Here is a 16559-nt window from a genome sequence, read left to right as displayed (position 1 = left end):
AGCGCTTAGGCCGTCATCCGCCGCACGGCCACCCCGCGATCGCCGACGGGGGATATGAAAACCCCCGCCGAACCATCTCTGGTCCGCGGGGGAGATCCTGGTGCGCCCGGAACGATTCGAACGTCCGACCCTCAGATTCGTAGTCTGATGCTCTATCCAGCTGAGCTACGGGCGCACATCGGAGGCGCGCTGATAGCAGACGTTTCGCCCGGCGCAAGTGCGTTGCGCCATTTTCTGTGCGCGCATAGACCGATGGCATGAAAACCGCCCCCCTGCTCGCATCCGTGCTCGTCCTCCTCCCGCTCGCCGGCTGCGCGCATGATGCGACGCCCTATCCCTCGCTGGCCCCGCGTGCAGTGGAGAAACTGGGCTTCGCCGAGCCGGCGGTCGCGATCGTCGAAGCCAAGCCCGATCCGGCGCTCGATGCGAAGATCGCCGACTGGCAGCGCACGCTCGATACGATCGCCAAGGGGTACGGCAGCGATGCCGCCAAGGCCGACGCCGCCGCCGGCCGCGCGCGGGGCAAAGGCGTCGGCAGCGACGCCTGGCTCGATGCGCAATCGGCGCTGGCCGGACTGGACGACTGGCGGGCGCAGACCTCGTCGCTGCTCACCGATCTGGACCGGGCGGCGACCGACCGTGCCGCGGCGCTCGCCCCCGCCTATCCCGCACTCGCCACGCTGCGCGAACGGATCGTCGCCGAGGCGGATCGACAGAGTTCCACGATCGACCGGCTGCAGGCGATGCTGCCCGCCGCCTAGCGACGCCACTTGAGCAGCGGCAGGATCGTCGAATAATCGTCGGTCCAAGCGACGAAGCCGGTGCGCGGGGTGAGCGGCACCCAGCTCGCATCCGCCTTGCCCAGCGCGCGCATCGTCGCCGGGTCCCGCGATAGCGCGATCCACTGGCTCGGCGAGGCGACGGGGGTGGGCTGCTCGGGTTGATAATAGAGCTTGGCGGCCTGCCAGCCGCCCGCCTGCGCCGCGGCGGCGACGACCGGCTCGAGATCGAGGAAGCGGTTGGAGATATGGACGAGCAGCAGCCCCTTGGGTTGCAGCACCCGCGCATAATCGGCGAACGCCTCGCGCGTCATCAGATGCATCGGGATCGCGTCGGACGAGAAGGCGTCGAGCGCGAGCAGGTCGAGGCTCGCCGGCCGATCCGCCTCGATGCTGATCCTGGCGTCGCCGATACGGATGTCGGGGCGCGGCAGGCAGTTCCTGAGATAGGTGAACTGGCCGGTGTCGCGCGCGATCCGCACCACCGCCGGATCGATCTCGTAGAAGCGCCAGCGCTGCGCCGGCTGCGCATAGCAGGCGAGCGTCCCGGTCCCCAGTCCGACCACCCCGACCCGCGTCGCCGGGCCGTACAGTCCGTCGAGTGCCTCCATCGCGCGGCCGATGCCGGAGGGTGGCGCGTAATAGGTCGTCGGCAGCCGTTCGAGGACGGGACTGCCGGTGAACTGGATACCGTGCACCGTCGTGCCATGGTCGAGCTCGCGTACGCCGCGCCCGTCGCGGATCGTGTAGACGCCGAAATAGCTGCGCGTCCGCGCGCCCTGTTCGAGCGACAGCTCCACCGCGCGCCAGCCGCCGAAGATCACCAGCGTCACCGCCAGGATCATCGCATAGGACAGGCGCGCACCGACTGAGATCACCCCGATCAGCGCGATGCCGATGAAGGTCAGCCCCTGATGCCCCTCGCCGAACAGCGCCGCCGGCCCGCGGAAGGTCAGCGCCGTGAGCAGCACCAGCATCGCCCCCACGCCGGCATAAGCGAGGCGGCGCTTCGCCGGCGTCGTCCACAGGCTGCGGATGCGGTGCGTCAGGAACACCTGCGGCACGAGCAGCCCGGCCGCGAAGATCAGGATCGGATATTCATAGGTCCAGTCGAACACCACCGGCGCGATCAGCCCGGCGAACACGCCGCCGAGCGCGCCGCCGAACGCCATTGCGAGGTAGAATCCGGTCAGCCGGTCTGGCTCGGGCCGCAGCCGGTACATCTGGGTGTGCAGCGCGACCGACGCCATGAACAACAACGTCAGCGCGATGGTAAGATTGACCAGCGGCGATTCGTTGAAGCCGCCGATCATCACCCCGCCGAACATCAGGATGGTGATCGGCGCGATCCGGGTGAGCAGGTCGGCGATCTCGCGGTTGGCGGCGAAGGCGATCGTGAAGCTGAGCAGATAGAGGCCGAGCGGCAGCACCCACAGCAACGGCATCGCGACGATATCGGTGGTGATATAGGTCGAGGTCGCGAGCATCAGCCCCGACGGCACCAGCGCCAGCGCGACCCAGTGCATTATCCGTCGCCGCGTCGCCGGTGCGCTGGTCGGCCGCGCGACATCGGCGCTCGCCCCGCGCGGCAGGCGGAACGCGCAGGCGATCACCAGCACGATCAACAGCACATAGCCGCCGCTCCATAGCCAGCTCTGCTGGCGCAGCGAGAGCAACGGCTCGACGAGCAGAGGATAAGCGATCAGCCCGCCGAAACTGCCGAGGTTGGACGCCGCATAGAGCGCATAGGGATCGCCCTCGCGGCTCGCGATGCTGAACCAACGTTGCACCAGCGGCGCCTGCGCGGAGACGGCGAAGAACAATGGTCCGATCGATGCACCGAGCAGCCACGGCACCCACAGCGCCGGGGTGACGCCCGCCGGGCTGCCGGTCAACGCGAGCCCGATCGGCAACCATGCCGCGCCGACCAGCAGCACCCCGAGGTGGATGAGCACCTGCAACCCCGGCCGGACCCGCGCCAGCGCGTGCGCATAGGCGTACCCCCCAAGCAGGAGCGTCTGATAGACGAGCATCGCCGAATTCCACACGGCGGGCGCGCCCCCGAGCCGCGGCAGCGCCATCCGCGCGACCATCGGCTGGACGAGGAACAGCAGGAACGATCCGGTGAGGATCGTGACCACGAAGGTGATGCGGCAGGCGCGCATGGCGCCCTCCGTTGGCTCAGCCATTCAGCAGTCGCGCCGCATGCGCTGCGTGATAGGTCAGCACGCCCGAACAGCCGGCGCGCTTGAACGCCATCAGCGTCTCCAGCACCAGTGCGTCGCGCTCGCCCGCGCCGGCGGCGACCGAGGCCTCGAGCATCGCATATTCGCCCGACACCTGATAGGCGAACACCGGCACCTCGAAGCGCGTCTTCACCCGCACGATGATGTCGAGATAGGGCAGGCCGGGTTTGACCATCACGCTGTCCGCGCCCTCGGCAAGGTCGAGCGCGACCTCGCGCAGCGCCTCTTCCGCGTTCGAGGCGTCCATCTGATAGGTCTTCTTGTCGCCCTTGAGCAGTCCGCGGCTGCCGACCGCGTCGCGGAACGGGCCGTAGAAGCCGCTCGCATATTTGGCGGCATAGCTCATGATCTGGACGTTGTGGGCACCCTCGCCCTCAAGCGCGCTGCGGATCATGCCGATGCGGCCGTCCATCATGTCGGACGGCGCGATGATGTCGGCACCGGCGCGCGCCTGGTTGAGCGCCTGCTGGATCAGCAGGTCCGCGGTCGAATCGTTGACGACATAACCCGCCGCGTCGACCAGCCCGTCATGGCCGTGACTGGTATAGGGGTCGAGCGCGACGTCGGTCAGCACGCCGACCTCGGGCACCGCATCTTTGATCGCGCGGATCGCACGGCACATCAGATTGTCCGGGTTGAGCGCCTCGCGCCCGTCGTCGGTCTTGAGCTCCGCCGGCGTGAACGGAAACAGCGCGACGCAGGGGATGCCGAGATCGTGCGCTTCCTTCGCCCGCGCGACGATGCCGTCGACCGACCAGCGCGACACGCCGGGCAGGCTGTCGATCGGCTGTTCGACGCCCTCGCCCCCGACGATGAACATCGGCCAGATCAGATCGGCCGGGGTCAGCACGGTTTCGGCATGGAGGCGGCGGCTCCAGCCGCTCGAACGGGTACGGCGCAGACGGAGCGCGGGATAGGCAGCGGTCATGACGCATCCTGCTTGACGGGTTAGGCTGGCTTTGAGGGATCGCGGCGCACTTGCCAAGCGTTGCGCGCCCGTAACCGATCGGAACCCCATGACCCAGTTCACGTCCGCCGCTCTGATCGTCAACGCCAAGTCGCGAAAGGGCCAGGCCCTGTTCGAACGGGCATGCAAGGCGTTGAGCGGACTACCTTATCCCGTCGATGCCCATGCCGTGGAAAATCCCGACGACCTCGTCGAGACGGTGCGCAACGCGCTCGCCAAGAAACCGCAGCTCGTCATCCTCGGCGGCGGCGACGGCACGATCAGCGGGCTGGTCGACCTGCTCGTCGGCCACGACGTGGTGCTCGGCGTTCTGCCGCTCGGGACCGCCAACAGTTTCGCGCGTACGCTCGGCCTGCCGATGGACGTCGAGGGCGCGATCGAGGCGATCCGCACCGGCGTGCGCAAGCGCATCGACCTCGGCCGCATCGACGGCGACTATTTCGCCAATTGCGCGGCGATGGGGATCAGCCCCCAGATCGCCGAGACGGTGCCGCACGGCCTCAAGAAGGTGCTCGGCCGGATCGGCTATCTCGGCTGGGCGAGCTGGCAGTTCGCGCGGTTCAAGCCGTTCATCCTGACCGTCGACGACGGCAACGAGACCAAGACGATGCGTGTCGTCGAGGTGCGCATCTCCAACGGGCCGTATCACGGCGGCACCTGGCTGGTCGACGAAGCCTCGGTCAATTCGGGCGAGATCGTCGTGCAGGCGGTCACCGGCCGCTACAAGCGGACGCTGGTGAAGAACTGGGCGGCGAGCTTCTTCGGCCACGAATCGCGGCATCAGGATACGGTGAGCTTCTCGGGCAAGTCGCTGCGCATCGACACCAAGCCGTCGCTGCCGATCTCGATCGACGGCGAGGTGCTGGCACATACGCCGGTGATGGCGGAGGTCGCCCCCGGGGTGATCGAGGTGATGGTACCGGCCTCAGGGTGATCTGCTGCGAACGCGGGGAACGGGCTTCGCTCTAAGGCGCCGAGACGCGGGGGCTGTGCCAAGCGATGCGAACCCCCCCCGTTTACCCTGAGCCTGCCCCCTTCGCGTCTTCGCGCGCAAATCACCCCACCGGCATCTGCTTGGCGGTCGGTTCGGTGGCGGCCTTGGCGTGCTCCTCGCCCTCGACCGCGGGTAGCAATTGCCCCTTACGCCAGCTGCCGTAGCGGTAATAAGCGATCGTCATCACCATCGATGCCGCCGAGCCGGCCGGGAAGCTCCACCAGATCGCGTCGGCGCCCCAGCTCGGTTGCAGGGCATAAGCCAGGCCGAGCCGGATCGGGAAGAGCGCGACCGCCAGGATCAGCAGCGGCCCGACCACCGCCCCATTGGCGCGCACCGTCGCCGACAGTACCATCGAGACGCCGAACAGCAGGAAGCTCGCCGAGCCGATGATGTTGATATGCGCCGCGAGATCGATCGAGCCGGCATCGCTGCCGAGGAACAGCCCCAGCGCGGCGCGGTCCAGCACCGCCACCGCGACGATCAATGCCGCGGTCATCGCGAGGTTGAGCAGCAGTCCCGATCGCGTGATCCGCGCCACCCGGTCCCAGCGGCCCGCGCCGATATTCTGTGCGACCATCGCGCTCACCGCCGCGCCGACCGACATCGCCGGCATCTGGATATAGGTCCAGAGCTGGCTCGCCGCGCCGTAAGCGGCGGTGGTCGTCGTGCCGTAACCGTTGACCAGCCCGATCATCGCCAGCGCCGATCCGGTCGCGACCAGCATCTGCAACCCCATCGGCACGCCCTTGGTGACGATCGGCCGCAGCAGCGCCGGATCGGGGATCAGATAGCGCCACTCCGCGCCGCGTAGCCGCACGACGAGATCGCGGCGGTAGACATAGGCGAGCAGCGCCGCGAACGACACGGTATTGGCGATGAAGGTCGCCGTCGCCGACCCGGCGATGCCGAGTGCGGGGATCGGCCCCGCCCCGCGGATCAGCAGCGGATTGAGCAGCACGTCGACCAGCGAGCCCAGCGCCATGAACTTGAGCGGCGTTACCGAATCGCCTGCCCCGCGCAACACCATGCTGAGCAGCACCGCCAGAAAGCTGGTCGGCATCGCGACGAAGATCACCCGGAGATAGGAAAGTGCCAGCGGATAGGCGTCGGCCGGGGTGCGCAGCGCGGTGAGGATCGCCGGCGCGGTCATCCAGCCGGCCGCGACGACGAGCAGCGACAGGATCGCGAACAGCCCGTGGGCGGTGCCGACCACGCGGCGGACGCCGTCGATATCGCGCCGGCCCATCGCCTGCCCGATCAGGATCGTCGCCGCCATGCCGAAGCCGAACACCGCCGACACCAGCAGGAACATGACCAGCCCGGCATTGGTCGTCGCCGCCAGCGCGCGCTCGCCGAGCAGCTGGCCGATCCAGATTGCGTTGATCGAGCCGTTGATCGACTGGAGCACGCTCGACCCCAGAGTGGGGAGCGCGAAGAACAGGAGCGTCTTGCCGATCGGCCCGGACGTCAGGTCGCGTTGCGGTCTCGCCATTCGTGATGCCCCCTCCTGCACTCGCATCTGCGAGCGCGCGGCTTTACGCGATAACCGCGTCGCCGCGAAGACGCGGCGATCGTTCAGTCGGGTCGAGCCCTCTCACGAACGATTCGTCACCCCGGACTCGTTCCGGGGTCCACTCTGCGGCTGGGAGAACGGCCGAAATTAAGCGCGCGCCTGTGGCCCGGTGGACCCCGGAACGAGTCCGGGGTGACGGGGAGAGGGAGGCGCCGTTCCGACTCCTACCCCAGCCGCGCAAGCGCCGCCGACAGCCGCTCGGCCTCCGCCGCCTTGTCGGCATGGTCGGCCTTGGCCTTCTCCACCGCCTCGGGCTTGGCGCGCTCGACGAAGCTCGGATTGCCGAGCCGTCCCGCCAGCGCGTCGCGCTCCTTCGCCGCCGCGGCGATCGCCTTGGTCAGGCGGGCGCGCTCGGCGTCGAGATCGATGATGCCGTCGAGCGGGATGACATAGGTCGCCTCGTCGACGACCAACTGGATCGCCGCTCCCGCCGGCGCAGGCGCGAACGACACCTCCTGCAATCGCGCGAGCTTGCGCAGCGCGGTATAGGCGCCGTCGACGCGCCGCTGCGTCGTCGCGTCGGCCTCGCGGACATAGGCGGTGAGCTGCGTGCCCGGCGCGATGCCGAGCTCGTTCTTGGCGGTGCGCACCTCACCGATCAGGCGGATGCGCCACGCGATATCCGCCATCGCCTCGGCATCGATATGCTCGCCGTCGACCAGCGGCCATTGCGCGACGATCAGATCATGCTCGCGCGGCGCCATCGCATGCCACAGCTCTTCGGTGATGAACGGCATGAACGGGTGCAGCAGGACGAGGATCTGGTCGAGCACCCAGCCCGCCACCGCGCGCGTCTCGACGGCATGCTCCGGATACGTCACCCCATCCTCGCCGAGCGTCGGCTTGATAAGCTCGAGATACCAGTCGCAGAAGCGGTTCCAGACGAACTGGTAGATCGCCTCCGCCGCCGCGTCGAAGCGCAGGTCGGCGAGCGCGAGGTCCATCGCCTGCACCGTCGCGATCGTCTCGCCGATGATCCACTGGTTGACCGCCAGCGTCGCCGCGGGCGCCTTGCCCGGTGTCGAGCCGCCGATGCCGTTCGCCTGCGCGAAGCGGCTGGCGTTCCACAGCTTGGTCGCGAAGTTGCGATAGCCCTCGACGCGCTTCTCATCCATCTTGATGTCGCGGCCCTGGCTCTCCATCGCCGCCATGAAGAAGCGCAAGGCATCGGCGCCGTACCTGTCGATCAGGCCGAGCGGATCGACGGTATTGCCCTTCGACTTGGACATCTTGGCGCCATCGGCGGCACGGACCAGCCCATGCAGATACAGCGTCTTGAACGGCACTTCCTGCATGAAGTGCAGGCCCTGCATCATCATCCGCGCATCCCAGAAGAACAGGATGTCGAAGCCCGAGATCAGTACGTCATTGGGGTAACGCCCGCCGAGCGTCGGGTCGTCGGTCTCCGGCCAGCCGAGCGTCGCGAACGGCCACAGCGCGGAGGAGAACCACGTGTCGAGCACATCGGGATCGCGGGTCAGCGCGACGCCCGCCCCGGCCTGCGCCTGCGCGGCCTCCTCGGTCTCGGCAACATAGGCCTTGCCGTCGGCGTCGAACCACGCCGGGATCTGATGCCCCCACCAGAGCTGGCGCGAGACGCACCACGGCTGGATATTGTCCATCCAGTTGAAGAACGTCTTTTCCCAGCTCTTCGGCACCATTTTGATCGCGCCGGACTTCACCGCCTCGATCGCCGGCTGCGCCAGCGTCTTGGCGTCGACATACCATTGGTCGGTCAGCCACGGCTCGATCACCACGCCGGACCGGTCGCCGTACGGCGTCTGGATTGTGCGCGGCTCGGCGTCGTGCTCGACGCCCTCCTTGTCGACGTGCGCGATCAACACGCCCTCGGCCTTGAGCCGTTCGACGATCGCCGTGCGCGCCGCGAACCGGTCGAGCCCGATCAGCTCGGCCGGGATAAGCCCGTCTGCGGTCTGGCAGACCTGCGCCTTGGCATCGAGCATATTGAGCATGTCGCGCGCCTCGATCCCGGCGCGACGGCCGACCTCGAAGTCGTTGAAGTCATGCCCCGGCGTGATCTTGACCGCGCCAGACCCGAGCGCCGGATCGGCATGGTCGTCGGCGACGATCGGGATCAGCCGGCCGGTGATCGGCAGCTTCACCTGCTTGCCGACCAAGGCGGTATAGCGCGCATCCTCGGGGTTCACCGCCACCGCCATGTCGGCGAGCATCGTCTCGGGCCGCGTCGTCGCGACCTCGATGAAACCCGAGCCGTCGGCGAGCGGGTAGCGCAGATGCCAGAATTTGCCCGCGATCTCCTTGGTCTCGACCTCGAGATCGCTGATCGCGGTGCCGAGGCCGGGGTCCCAGTTGACCAGCCGCTTGTCGCGATAGAGCAGGCCCTGCCGATGCAGCTCGACGAACACCTTGAGCACGGCCTTCGAAAAGCCCTCGTCCATCGTAAAGCGTTCGTTGGCCCAGTCCATCGAACAGCCGAGCCGGCGCAGCTGGCGGGTGATCTCGCCGCCGCTCTCCGCCTTCCAGTCCCAGACCTTGGCGACGAAGTCCTCGCGGCTGAAGTCGGTACGTTTCTCGCTTTTGGCGGCCATCTGCCGCTCGACGACCATCTGCGTCGCGATGCCGGCATGGTCGGTGCCGACCACCCACAGCGCGTCCTTGCCCTTGAGCCGCGCATGCCGCGTCAGGATGTCCTGCAGCGTATTGTCGAGCGCATGGCCGATATGCAGCGAGCCGGTGACGTTGGGCGGCGGGTTGACGATCGTCCACGGCTCGGCGTTCGGCCGGTCGGGGCGGAACAGGCCGTTCGCCTCCCAATGCTGATACCAGCGGGTCTCGATGGCGGCGGGGTCGAAGGTCTTGGAAAGCTCGGTCATGCCGGGGCTGTAGCCTCAAGGATCAGGCCTGAGAAGTCAGCCGTTCCATGATCTCCGCGGGTACGGCGTCGCTGAGTTGCAGCAGTTCGCCCCGTTTGCGGCCGACCAGCTTCGGCTCGGCGCCCGAATTGTCGAACAGCCAGGCGGCATCCGCCGCACGAAGGAACCAGCCGAGTTGCTCGAACGATCGCGTGCGACGTTCGCGGACCTTCGCTTCGGGAACGTCATGCCCGCCTTTGGCGACCCGCAGAGCGATCCGCTCCATCTGGATCTCCGCCGAGGACACGAACACATAGATCAGGCGTATCTTGAAACCGCGAGCCCGCGCCTTATCGACCAGCCGGCGATATTTGGGCGTCGATAGAACGGTCTCCACGCCGATCGTCTGATAGGCGTCGATCGAGGCATCCAGCCATTGTTCGATCCGCGTCACCGCCGCGAGATTGGCCTCAGCGGATGGCAGCTCCTCGACGGCGACGATGCGTGCGGTCAGCAGATCGGGGTTGATGATCCACACCGATCCCCCAAATTCCTCGACATCGCTGCGATCATAGGCGGAACTCTTGCCGCACCCGTTCGGGCCGGCAACGATCCACAGTCGGGGCCGCAGGGCAGCCCTGACCGTCCCGCTCATTCGGCGGCGAGGTCCAATGCCCGGCCGTCACGGCGGATGCGGCGGACGTTCGCGCGAAACGCCGCCTGAAAGTCCGCCGCGAAGCTCGGGCTATCGGCATCGATCACGCGAACACGCATCGGCGCGCCGTCCGCCTCCACTGTGCGATAGCGGGCCTTGCCCGGCTGGCCCGCATCGATGCCATCCTTGACGATCTCGACCTTCATACCGCGCCTCCGTTGCTGTCAATATAGGTCCGCAGCCGCGCCACCGCCAGTTACTTCGCCGTCCAGCGGTCCATCCAGCCGAGCACCTCGCGATACCATTGCCGCGAATTGTTGGGCTTCAGCACCCAATGGTTCTCGTTCGGATTGACCAGCAGGCGCGACGGGATGCCGCGGCGCTGGAGCGCGGTGAAGGCGGCGATCCCCTGCGTATAGGGAATGCGGAAGTCCTTCTCGCCGGTGATGACGAGCTGCGGCGTCTTCCAGTTCTGGACGTAATTGACCGGGTTCCATTTCTCGAATGCGGCGGGGTCCTCGTAATAGGCCTTGCCGCCGTGTTCCCATTCGTCGAACCACAATTCCTCGGTCTCATAGGCCATGGCGCGCGCATCGAAGACGCCGTCGTGCTGGACGATACACTTGAAGCGATCGGGCCACTGGCCCTCGATCCAGTTCATCATATAGCCGCCGTACGACGCGCCGAGCGCGCAGGCCCGGTCGCCGTCGAGCCAGTCGAATTTGCCGGTCGCGGCCTCGAGCCCCGCCTTGAGATCGTCGAGCGGCCAGCCGCCCCAATTGTTGCTGATTGCGTCGGTGAACGCCTGGCCGTAACCGGTGCTGCCGTGGAAATCGACCGCGACCAGCCCATAGCCGGCGCCGGCAAATACCGCCGGATTCCAGCGATACGACCAACTATTGTCGCTCGATCCCTGCGGGCCGCCGTGGACCATGAAGGCGACCGGCACCTTACCGGTGCTGCCCGCCGGCCTGACCGCATAGCCCCAGACCGTATCATTGTTCGCGCCGGTGAAGCTGAAGCGCGTCACGCCCGGCATATCGATGCCGGCGAGCTTTGCGGCGTTCACCTGGGTCAGTCGCGCGGGCTTGCCATTGCTGGCGACGGCGTAGAAATCGTCGGGTGCGGTCAGGCTGTTGAGCGCGACCACCGCGCCCTTCGGTGTCGCCGCCACCGCGGAGACATGGCCCTGCTGCGTCAGCCGCGTCACCTTGCCGCTCGCCGGGTCGACCGCGAACAGTGGGTTTTCCTGCGTGTCCTGCGCGGTGACGTAGATCCTCTTCGAATCCGGCGACCAGGCGATTGAGGATACCGACCGGTCCCAGCTTTCGGTCAGCGCACGCACCTGCCCGCTGGCGAGATCGCGCAGCATCAGCACCTGCCGGTCCGCCTCGAAGCCGGGCCGCTTCATCGCCACCCAGGCAAGACTGTGGCCGTCAGGCGAAACCGTCGGCAGCGTGTCGGTGGCGCGGTTGGCGGGGGTCAGATTGACCGGCGCGGCCGACCCGTCGGCGGGCGCAGACCAGATATCGAGATTGGTCGACAGCGGCTCGGTGGTGCCGGCAATGCGCAACGCGAAATAGACGGTCTTGCCGTCGGCACTCCACGACACTTCCTCGCCGCCGCCGAACGGGCGCGAGGGGGCGTCGCCATCGAGGCCGTGTTCGATCGCCACGCCGTCGCCCGGCGCGCCCGCGGCAGTCAATGGCAGGACGAAGAGCTGCGAATGGCTGCCGTCGACCCATGTATCCCAGTGCCGCACGAACAATTTGTCGTAGACGCGGCCCTCGCCAGCCTGCGGGTCCTTCTTCTCGATCGCCGGGGCGAGGCTCGGTGCATTGGGCTTGCGGTCCGCCCAGACGAGGATGCGATCCGCGGTCGGCGCGACCTTGAAGCCGCCGAACCCGCCCTGGAAGCCGGTCAGCTTGCGCGGCGCGCCGCCGGCAACCGGCACCGACCAGATCGCATCGTCGCCGCCCTTGTTGGAACTGAAATAGACGATGCCGCCGACGATCTGCGGATCGTTCTCGTTGACCTCGGGCTCGGCGACCAGCGGCTCGGGCTCGGCGCCCTTGCGCGACAGGTCGAGCCGCCAGAGGTCGTAGCGTCCGCGATTCGCGGCGAGATCGGTCTCGCGTTGCGCCCAGACCATCCATTTGCCATCCGCGGAAACGGTCGGCGCACCGATCCGGCTGAGCGAGGCGACATCGTCGATGGTGAGCTGGCGGGCGGCGGCGGGTGCGGCGATGACCGCGACGGTGGCGAGCAGGCTCGCGGCGAACAGGGTTCTCATGCGCGGCAGGTTAGGCAGAAGTCCGCGGCGGAGCAACGGGTCGTCGGCTACCGCCTATCCGCCATCAACCGTCATCCCCGCCAAAGCGGGGATGACGCATAGTGATCGAAGGGAACCCTCAGCGCATCTGCGAAGTGATCTTGGCGATCTCGCGCGCGACCATCGTTTCGACCATCTCGGGCAGATGCGCGTCGAGCCACTCGCGCAGCATCGGGCGCAGCATCTCGCGTACCAGACCCTCCAGCGTGCCTTCGCTTTCGGGCTCGGGCTTGACGAGCAGTTTGCTCAGCGTTTCCAGCGAGCCAAGGCTGGCGGCGGCGGCACGGTTGGACAGGATCGGTTCCTCGGACATCGGCGTCTGAACGGCTGCGGCGCGCGTCGGTTGCGGCGAAGGGGCGGGTTGCGGTTGTGCCTGGGCACGCGGGGCGGGCACCGGCTCGACGTCGGGCTCGGGTTCGAAATGCGGCTGCGGCTGCGGCTCCGGGATCGGCGCATGTAGCGACGGCATCGGATCGCTCAGCTCGAGCACTTCTGCCGCTTCCGACTCGATCGGCTGGGGCTGCGTGCGGGTCCGGCGCGAGCGCGCCTGCGTCCCCTCGCCTTCCTCGGCGATGATCCGTTTGATCGACGACAGGATCTCTTCCATCGACGGCTCCGCGCTCATATCCCCCATGATCCTGACGTCCCTACCCTTTTCGACGCCGTTATTGGCGGCTTGGCGATGCAGCACCTGTCGTCAGACCGGGGCTCCTGTCAACCGGCGTGTTGAGCAAAGGGTCGCTCGGCTTCGCAACGGCAGCATTTTGTGCCGGCGTCTGCGCGGTCGATACCCCCACCGGAACCGGCTCGCCGTCGCTGCCGTAGTCGCTGATCCGGTTGCGCACGCGCTTGTAGTTGACGGTCGGATCGTACAGCGCGCCCCCGTCGAGGCCGAGGTCGCGCGCCTCGGCATTGCCCATCGCGGCGAGCAGCGCGAAGCCGGCGACATAGGCGTCGCGGCGTGCGCTCACCAGCGTCACCTGGCTGTTGAGCAACTCCTGTTCGGCGTTGAGGATGTCGAGGATCGTGCGCGTGCCGACGCTGTTCTCGGCGCGCACGCCTTCGAGGCTCAACTTGTTGGCATTCACCGCCGTCTCCGACGAGGCGATCACCTGCTGCGACGATTGCCAGACCGCATAGGCCGACCGCACCTGCGAGATCACCGCGCGCTCGGTCGCGGTGACGTTCTCCAGCGACTGGCCGCGCAGTGCCTCGGCCTGACGGATCTGCGCCGCGGGGCGCCCGCCCTGGAACAGCGGCAGCGTGACCTGGAGACCTGCTGATGCGGCGGTGCCCGAATTGGGCAAGCCCGAACCGGCGGGAAGCGTCTGGAGATAGTTGAAATAGTTCGGCCCCGCGACGACCGACAGGCGCGGCAGCCGGTTGGCGCGCGCGACGTTCACGTCATAGCGCGTCGCATCCGCCTGACGCCGCGCGGCGATCAGGTTGGGATTGTTGTTGAGCGCGACGCTCATCGCCGCATCGGGTGCAGTGGGCAGATTGGGCAGCGCCGGCGGCTCTTCGAGCGCGACCGGTGGCGTGCCGACGATCTGGATATAGGTCTCGCGGCTGGAGATCAGCTGCGCCTCCGCCTGCTGCAATTGTGCGCGGGCCAGCGCCAGCCGCGCCTCGGACTGGGCGACATCGGTGCGCGTCAGGTCGCCGACCTGGAAGCGGTCGCGGCTCGCGCGCAAATTGACCTCGAGCACCCGCACGTTCTGCTGGTTGAGCGAGGTGATCGCCTCGTCGCGGATCACGTTCATATAGGCCGCGACGACGTTGGTGAAGGTGCTCGCCTCGGTACCGCGCAGCGTCGCGCGGCCGGCATCGACACGCGTCTCGGCGGCGCGCACCGCGTTCTTCACGGCACCGCCCTGAAAGATCGGCACCGACAAATTGAGCGATCCCGCCGCGGTCCGCTCCGGATTGGCGAAGTTGTTGTTCGCCTGCAGGAAATTGTCGGTGAGCGACCCGGACACGTTGACGCCCGGGATACCGTTCGACCGGGCGATCGGCACGTTTTCGTCGGTCGCGCGCTGCGCGGCGCGCTGCCCGGTCAGCGTCGGGTTCGATGCATAGGCCTTGGCCAGCGCCTCGCGCAGCGTCTCCGCGCTCGCCGGCGCGGCAACCCCCAGCAGCGCCGCGCCCCCCAGCAACAATCCCCGCATCATCCCCCCGTTTATCATTGTCTAGAACTTGAAACCCTGCGGCGTCGCGAAGCCGGGCAGCACGACGCAATCGCAGTCGAGGAACGGCGACAGTCCGAACCCGCCTTCGGTCTTGCGACCGCTGGCGAGCCGGATCACGCCATGTTCGGTCAGCCCGGTGACGACGCGGCCGCCCGTCTTGATCTGATCGACCAGCGCCTCGGGCAGATGCTCGACCGCGCCGTCGACGATCAGCACGTCATACGGCGCGCCGTCGGAATGGCCGGCGGTGAGCGGTCCCTCGACGAGGGTGACGTTCGGCGTTCCGGCCAGCCCTTCGCGGGCCAGCGCGACGAGCGCCGGGTCCTGCTCGACCGCGATCACCTCGGCGACGATCTGCGCGAGCAGCGCCGCGGTATAGCCGCCCGCCGCGCCGATCAGCAGCACGCGGTCGCCCTTCTCCAGATAGGCTTCGGTCAGCAGCCGCCCGGTGACCATCGGCAGGTTGATCGCACGGCCGCCGCCGACCGGCAGCGCGGTGTCGCGATAGGCGAGACGGCGCGATTCGGCGGGGACGAACATTTCGCGCGGCACGGTGTTCATCGCCACCAGCACGCGCTGGTCGCTGACCGCGTTGGTGCGCAGCTGGCTGGCGACCATCGCCTGCCGCATCACCGCCAGATCGGTGGAATCGTGCTGGATGGTGTCGACGCTGATATTCATGCTGATCCCTCTCGCACAACCGTATTAGCTGCGCAATACACTTCGTGATAGACCGGCTTGTATCGCGCGCGATGCGTCGCGCCAAGCGGACGCAGGCGTATTGCCGTGCGGCGGAACGGATGGCCAGCATCGGGCACAGTCCGTATGAGGCGCCGTATGCTTCCTGCGACCTATCACAAATTCATCGACTGGATCGGCGATGGCACCGGCCTTCCCGATACGATCCTCCACATCCACGCCGGTATGGCGGTGCTGATGATCGCCCGGCTGCTCACCCGCCGCTCGCTCGGCAGCTTCGTGCCCTGGTCGTTCGTCGTCCTCGCCGAGGCGTTCAACGAGGTGATGGACCGACTGAACTTCGGCTCGTGGCGCTGGGAGGATACGACCTCGGACGTCCTCAACACGCTCTTCTGGCCGACGGTGATCTGCCTCGGCCTGCGGATGCGGCCGATGCTGCTGCCGCGCGATGCGGCGCGGGTGAAGATGTCGGAAACCGCATAACGGAGATTGGAGGCCCGACCGGGAATCGAACCCGGGTGCAAGGATTTGCAGTCCTCTGCGTCACCACTCCGCCATCGGGCCTCGACGCGGGAGGGCGGCTGATGATCGGTTTTGGCCGGACCGTCAACCGCCGATTTGCAGGAAACGCTCCAGCATCGCCACCAGCGGCACGTCGGCGGGCGGCATCGCCAGCGACCGCATCGCCGCGGGCTTGACCCAGGCGAGCGCCGTCGCCTCCAGCGCCTGCGGAACGCCCTGCCAGCGGCGTACGACGTAGAGCAGCAAGAGCAGGTGCCGCTCGCCGAGCCCGGCGCTGGCGAAGGTCAGCGGCACCAGCGCCGCCGGATCGACGGTGATCGCCAATTCCTCGTCCAGCTCGCGGACGAGTGCGGCCTCGGGCGCCTCGCCGGGCTCGATCTTGCCGCCGGGAAACTCCCACAGGTCCGCCATCTGCTTGCCGGGCGGCCGGCGCTGGAGCAACACCCGACCGTCGGCGTCGATCAACGCCGCCGCGACGACCGGCATCAGTCGCACCGGCATCGGCGTCGTTTCGGACCTGTCGTCAGCCATTCCTTAAATCTCTCCAGATAGTTGATCGGCCATGTCAGGCCATACGCCCCCTCGCCGCCGACGCCGTGCGGCGGCCGATTTCCGGCGCGATTCGCGGGGCGCCACCGCCGTAGAATACGGCCTGATCGTCGCGCTGATCGTCATCGTCATGGTCGTCGCGCTCAAACAGGTCGCCCGGGCCAATACCGATGTCTGGCAGCAGGTCAGCACCAAAGTGGTCAACGCCGGCTGACCC

General features: G+C 67.7%; 15 protein-coding genes and 2 tRNA genes. 4 read left to right on the top strand and 13 right to left on the bottom strand.

All coding sequences use genetic code 11. The features are described 5' to 3' along the window. Positions 1–98: 98 nt before the first annotated feature. Positions 99–175, bottom strand: a tRNA-Arg gene (locus tag AC07U4_RS01730). Positions 176–257: 82 nt separating this feature from the next. Here AC07U4_RS01730 and AC07U4_RS01725 point away from each other — a divergent pair. Then, positions 258–761: a hypothetical protein gene (locus AC07U4_RS01725; protein ID WP_495194217.1), complete on the top strand. Its 504-nt coding sequence runs from the start codon at positions 258–260 to the stop codon at positions 759–761. Here the strand turns inward: AC07U4_RS01725 and AC07U4_RS01720 are convergent. Both AC07U4_RS01720 and hemB read right to left on the bottom strand, forming a co-directional pair. Then, positions 758–2968 (bottom strand): hypothetical protein, encoded by a 2211-nt coding sequence (locus AC07U4_RS01720; RefSeq protein ID WP_495194216.1) that lies wholly within the window; start codon positions 2966–2968, stop codon positions 758–760. The genes AC07U4_RS01725 and AC07U4_RS01720 overlap by 4 nt on opposite strands. Then, a complete protein-coding gene (gene hemB, locus AC07U4_RS01715) occupies positions 2961–3953 on the bottom strand; it encodes a porphobilinogen synthase (protein ID WP_038659025.1) in 993 nt (330 codons plus the stop codon). Before hemB ends, AC07U4_RS01720 begins: the two co-directional genes overlap by 8 nt. Before the next feature lie 88 nt (positions 3954–4041). Here hemB and AC07U4_RS01710 point away from each other — a divergent pair, with 88 nt between their 5' ends. Further along, the gene (locus AC07U4_RS01710; RefSeq protein WP_495194215.1) at positions 4042–4926 is read left to right on the top strand and encodes a diacylglycerol/lipid kinase family protein; all 885 of its coding nucleotides are present in this window, start codon (positions 4042–4044) and stop codon (positions 4924–4926) included. A 121-nt stretch (positions 4927–5047) separates the two neighbouring features. Here the strand turns inward: AC07U4_RS01710 and AC07U4_RS01705 are convergent, their stop codons facing one another. From AC07U4_RS01705 to AC07U4_RS01670, 8 genes are all read right to left on the bottom strand, one after another. After that, positions 5048–6481, bottom strand: coding sequence for an MATE family efflux transporter (locus AC07U4_RS01705; RefSeq protein WP_495194214.1), 1434 nt, complete (start codon positions 6479–6481; stop codon positions 5048–5050). Between the two features lie 245 nt (positions 6482–6726). Next, a complete protein-coding gene (locus AC07U4_RS01700; protein WP_495194213.1) occupies positions 6727–9417 on the bottom strand; it encodes a valine--tRNA ligase in 2691 nt (896 codons plus the stop codon). A gap of 22 nt (positions 9418–9439) precedes the next feature. Then, positions 9440–10051, bottom strand: coding sequence for an ATPase (locus tag AC07U4_RS01695; RefSeq protein WP_495194212.1), 612 nt, complete (start codon positions 10049–10051; stop codon positions 9440–9442). Next, complete coding sequence (locus AC07U4_RS01690; protein WP_495194211.1) at positions 10048–10257, bottom strand: hypothetical protein; 210 nt, start codon at positions 10255–10257, stop codon at positions 10048–10050. Before AC07U4_RS01690 ends, AC07U4_RS01695 begins: the two co-directional genes overlap by 4 nt. A 50-nt stretch (positions 10258–10307) precedes the next feature. Further along, positions 10308–12344, bottom strand: coding sequence for a prolyl oligopeptidase family serine peptidase (locus AC07U4_RS01685; RefSeq protein ID WP_495194210.1), 2037 nt, complete (start codon positions 12342–12344; stop codon positions 10308–10310). A gap of 118 nt (positions 12345–12462) precedes the next feature. Beyond that, positions 12463–13008: a DUF2497 domain-containing protein gene (locus AC07U4_RS01680; RefSeq protein WP_495194994.1), complete on the bottom strand. Its 546-nt coding sequence runs from the start codon at positions 13006–13008 to the stop codon at positions 12463–12465. Positions 13009–13048: 40 nt separating this feature from the next. Next, positions 13049–14554 carry a TolC family outer membrane protein gene (locus tag AC07U4_RS01675; RefSeq protein WP_495194209.1) on the bottom strand — a complete coding sequence of 502 codons (1506 nt, stop codon included), beginning with the start codon at positions 14552–14554 and terminating at the stop codon, positions 13049–13051. Between the two features lie 18 nt (positions 14555–14572). Further along, complete coding sequence (locus AC07U4_RS01670) at positions 14573–15253, bottom strand: protein-L-isoaspartate O-methyltransferase family protein (RefSeq protein ID WP_495194208.1); 681 nt, start codon at positions 15251–15253, stop codon at positions 14573–14575. Between the two features lie 156 nt (positions 15254–15409). Between AC07U4_RS01670 and AC07U4_RS01665 the strand changes: the two genes are divergently transcribed. After that, positions 15410–15754: a hypothetical protein gene (locus AC07U4_RS01665; protein ID WP_137897860.1), complete on the top strand. Its 345-nt coding sequence runs from the start codon at positions 15410–15412 to the stop codon at positions 15752–15754. A 7-nt stretch (positions 15755–15761) separates the two neighbouring features. Here AC07U4_RS01665 and AC07U4_RS01660 read toward each other — a convergent pair. Continuing rightward, positions 15762–15835, bottom strand: a tRNA-Cys gene (locus AC07U4_RS01660). Between the two features lie 42 nt (positions 15836–15877). Beyond that, entirely contained in the window at positions 15878–16324 is a 447-nt protein-coding gene (locus AC07U4_RS01655) for a (deoxy)nucleoside triphosphate pyrophosphohydrolase (protein WP_495194207.1), read from the bottom strand. A 31-nt stretch (positions 16325–16355) separates the two neighbouring features. Here AC07U4_RS01655 and AC07U4_RS01650 point away from each other — a divergent pair, with 31 nt between their 5' ends. Continuing rightward, positions 16356–16556, top strand: coding sequence for a Flp family type IVb pilin (locus AC07U4_RS01650; RefSeq protein ID WP_495194206.1), 201 nt, complete (start codon positions 16356–16358; stop codon positions 16554–16556). Positions 16557–16559: the final 3 nt, after the last annotated feature.

This window comes from Sphingomonas sp. GW821-FHT02B09 (genome assembly GCF_059421875.1).
Note: the sequence above shows the minus strand (reverse complement) of the source record. Positions and strands in the feature narration are given on the sequence as shown.

Coding starts and splice junctions, on each gene's coding strand:
- AC07U4_RS01700 (WP_495194213.1), bottom strand. CDS start 9,417: ATGACCGAGCTTTCCAAGACCTTCGACCCCGCCGCCATCGAGACCCGC.
- AC07U4_RS01695 (WP_495194212.1), bottom strand. CDS start 10,051: ATGAGCGGGACGGTCAGGGCTGCCCTGCGGCCCCGACTGTGGATCGTT.
- AC07U4_RS01670 (WP_495194208.1), bottom strand. CDS start 15,253: ATGAATATCAGCGTCGACACCATCCAGCACGATTCCACCGATCTGGCG.
- AC07U4_RS01675 (WP_495194209.1), bottom strand. CDS start 14,554: ATGATGCGGGGATTGTTGCTGGGGGGCGCGGCGCTGCTGGGGGTTGCC.
- AC07U4_RS01725 (WP_495194217.1), top strand. CDS start 258: ATGAAAACCGCCCCCCTGCTCGCATCCGTGCTCGTCCTCCTCCCGCTC.
- AC07U4_RS01685 (WP_495194210.1), bottom strand. CDS start 12,344: ATGAGAACCCTGTTCGCCGCGAGCCTGCTCGCCACCGTCGCGGTCATC.
- AC07U4_RS01705 (WP_495194214.1), bottom strand. CDS start 6,481: ATGGCGAGACCGCAACGCGACCTGACGTCCGGGCCGATCGGCAAGACG.
- AC07U4_RS01690 (WP_495194211.1), bottom strand. CDS start 10,257: ATGAAGGTCGAGATCGTCAAGGATGGCATCGATGCGGGCCAGCCGGGC.
- AC07U4_RS01650 (WP_495194206.1), top strand. CDS start 16,356: ATGTCAGGCCATACGCCCCCTCGCCGCCGACGCCGTGCGGCGGCCGAT.
- hemB (WP_038659025.1), bottom strand. CDS start 3,953: ATGACCGCTGCCTATCCCGCGCTCCGTCTGCGCCGTACCCGTTCGAGC.
- AC07U4_RS01655 (WP_495194207.1), bottom strand. CDS start 16,324: ATGGCTGACGACAGGTCCGAAACGACGCCGATGCCGGTGCGACTGATG.
- AC07U4_RS01680 (WP_495194994.1), bottom strand. CDS start 13,008: ATGAGCGCGGAGCCGTCGATGGAAGAGATCCTGTCGTCGATCAAACGG.
- AC07U4_RS01665 (WP_137897860.1), top strand. CDS start 15,410: ATGCTTCCTGCGACCTATCACAAATTCATCGACTGGATCGGCGATGGC.
- AC07U4_RS01720 (WP_495194216.1), bottom strand. CDS start 2,968: ATGGCTGAGCCAACGGAGGGCGCCATGCGCGCCTGCCGCATCACCTTC.
- AC07U4_RS01710 (WP_495194215.1), top strand. CDS start 4,042: ATGACCCAGTTCACGTCCGCCGCTCTGATCGTCAACGCCAAGTCGCGA.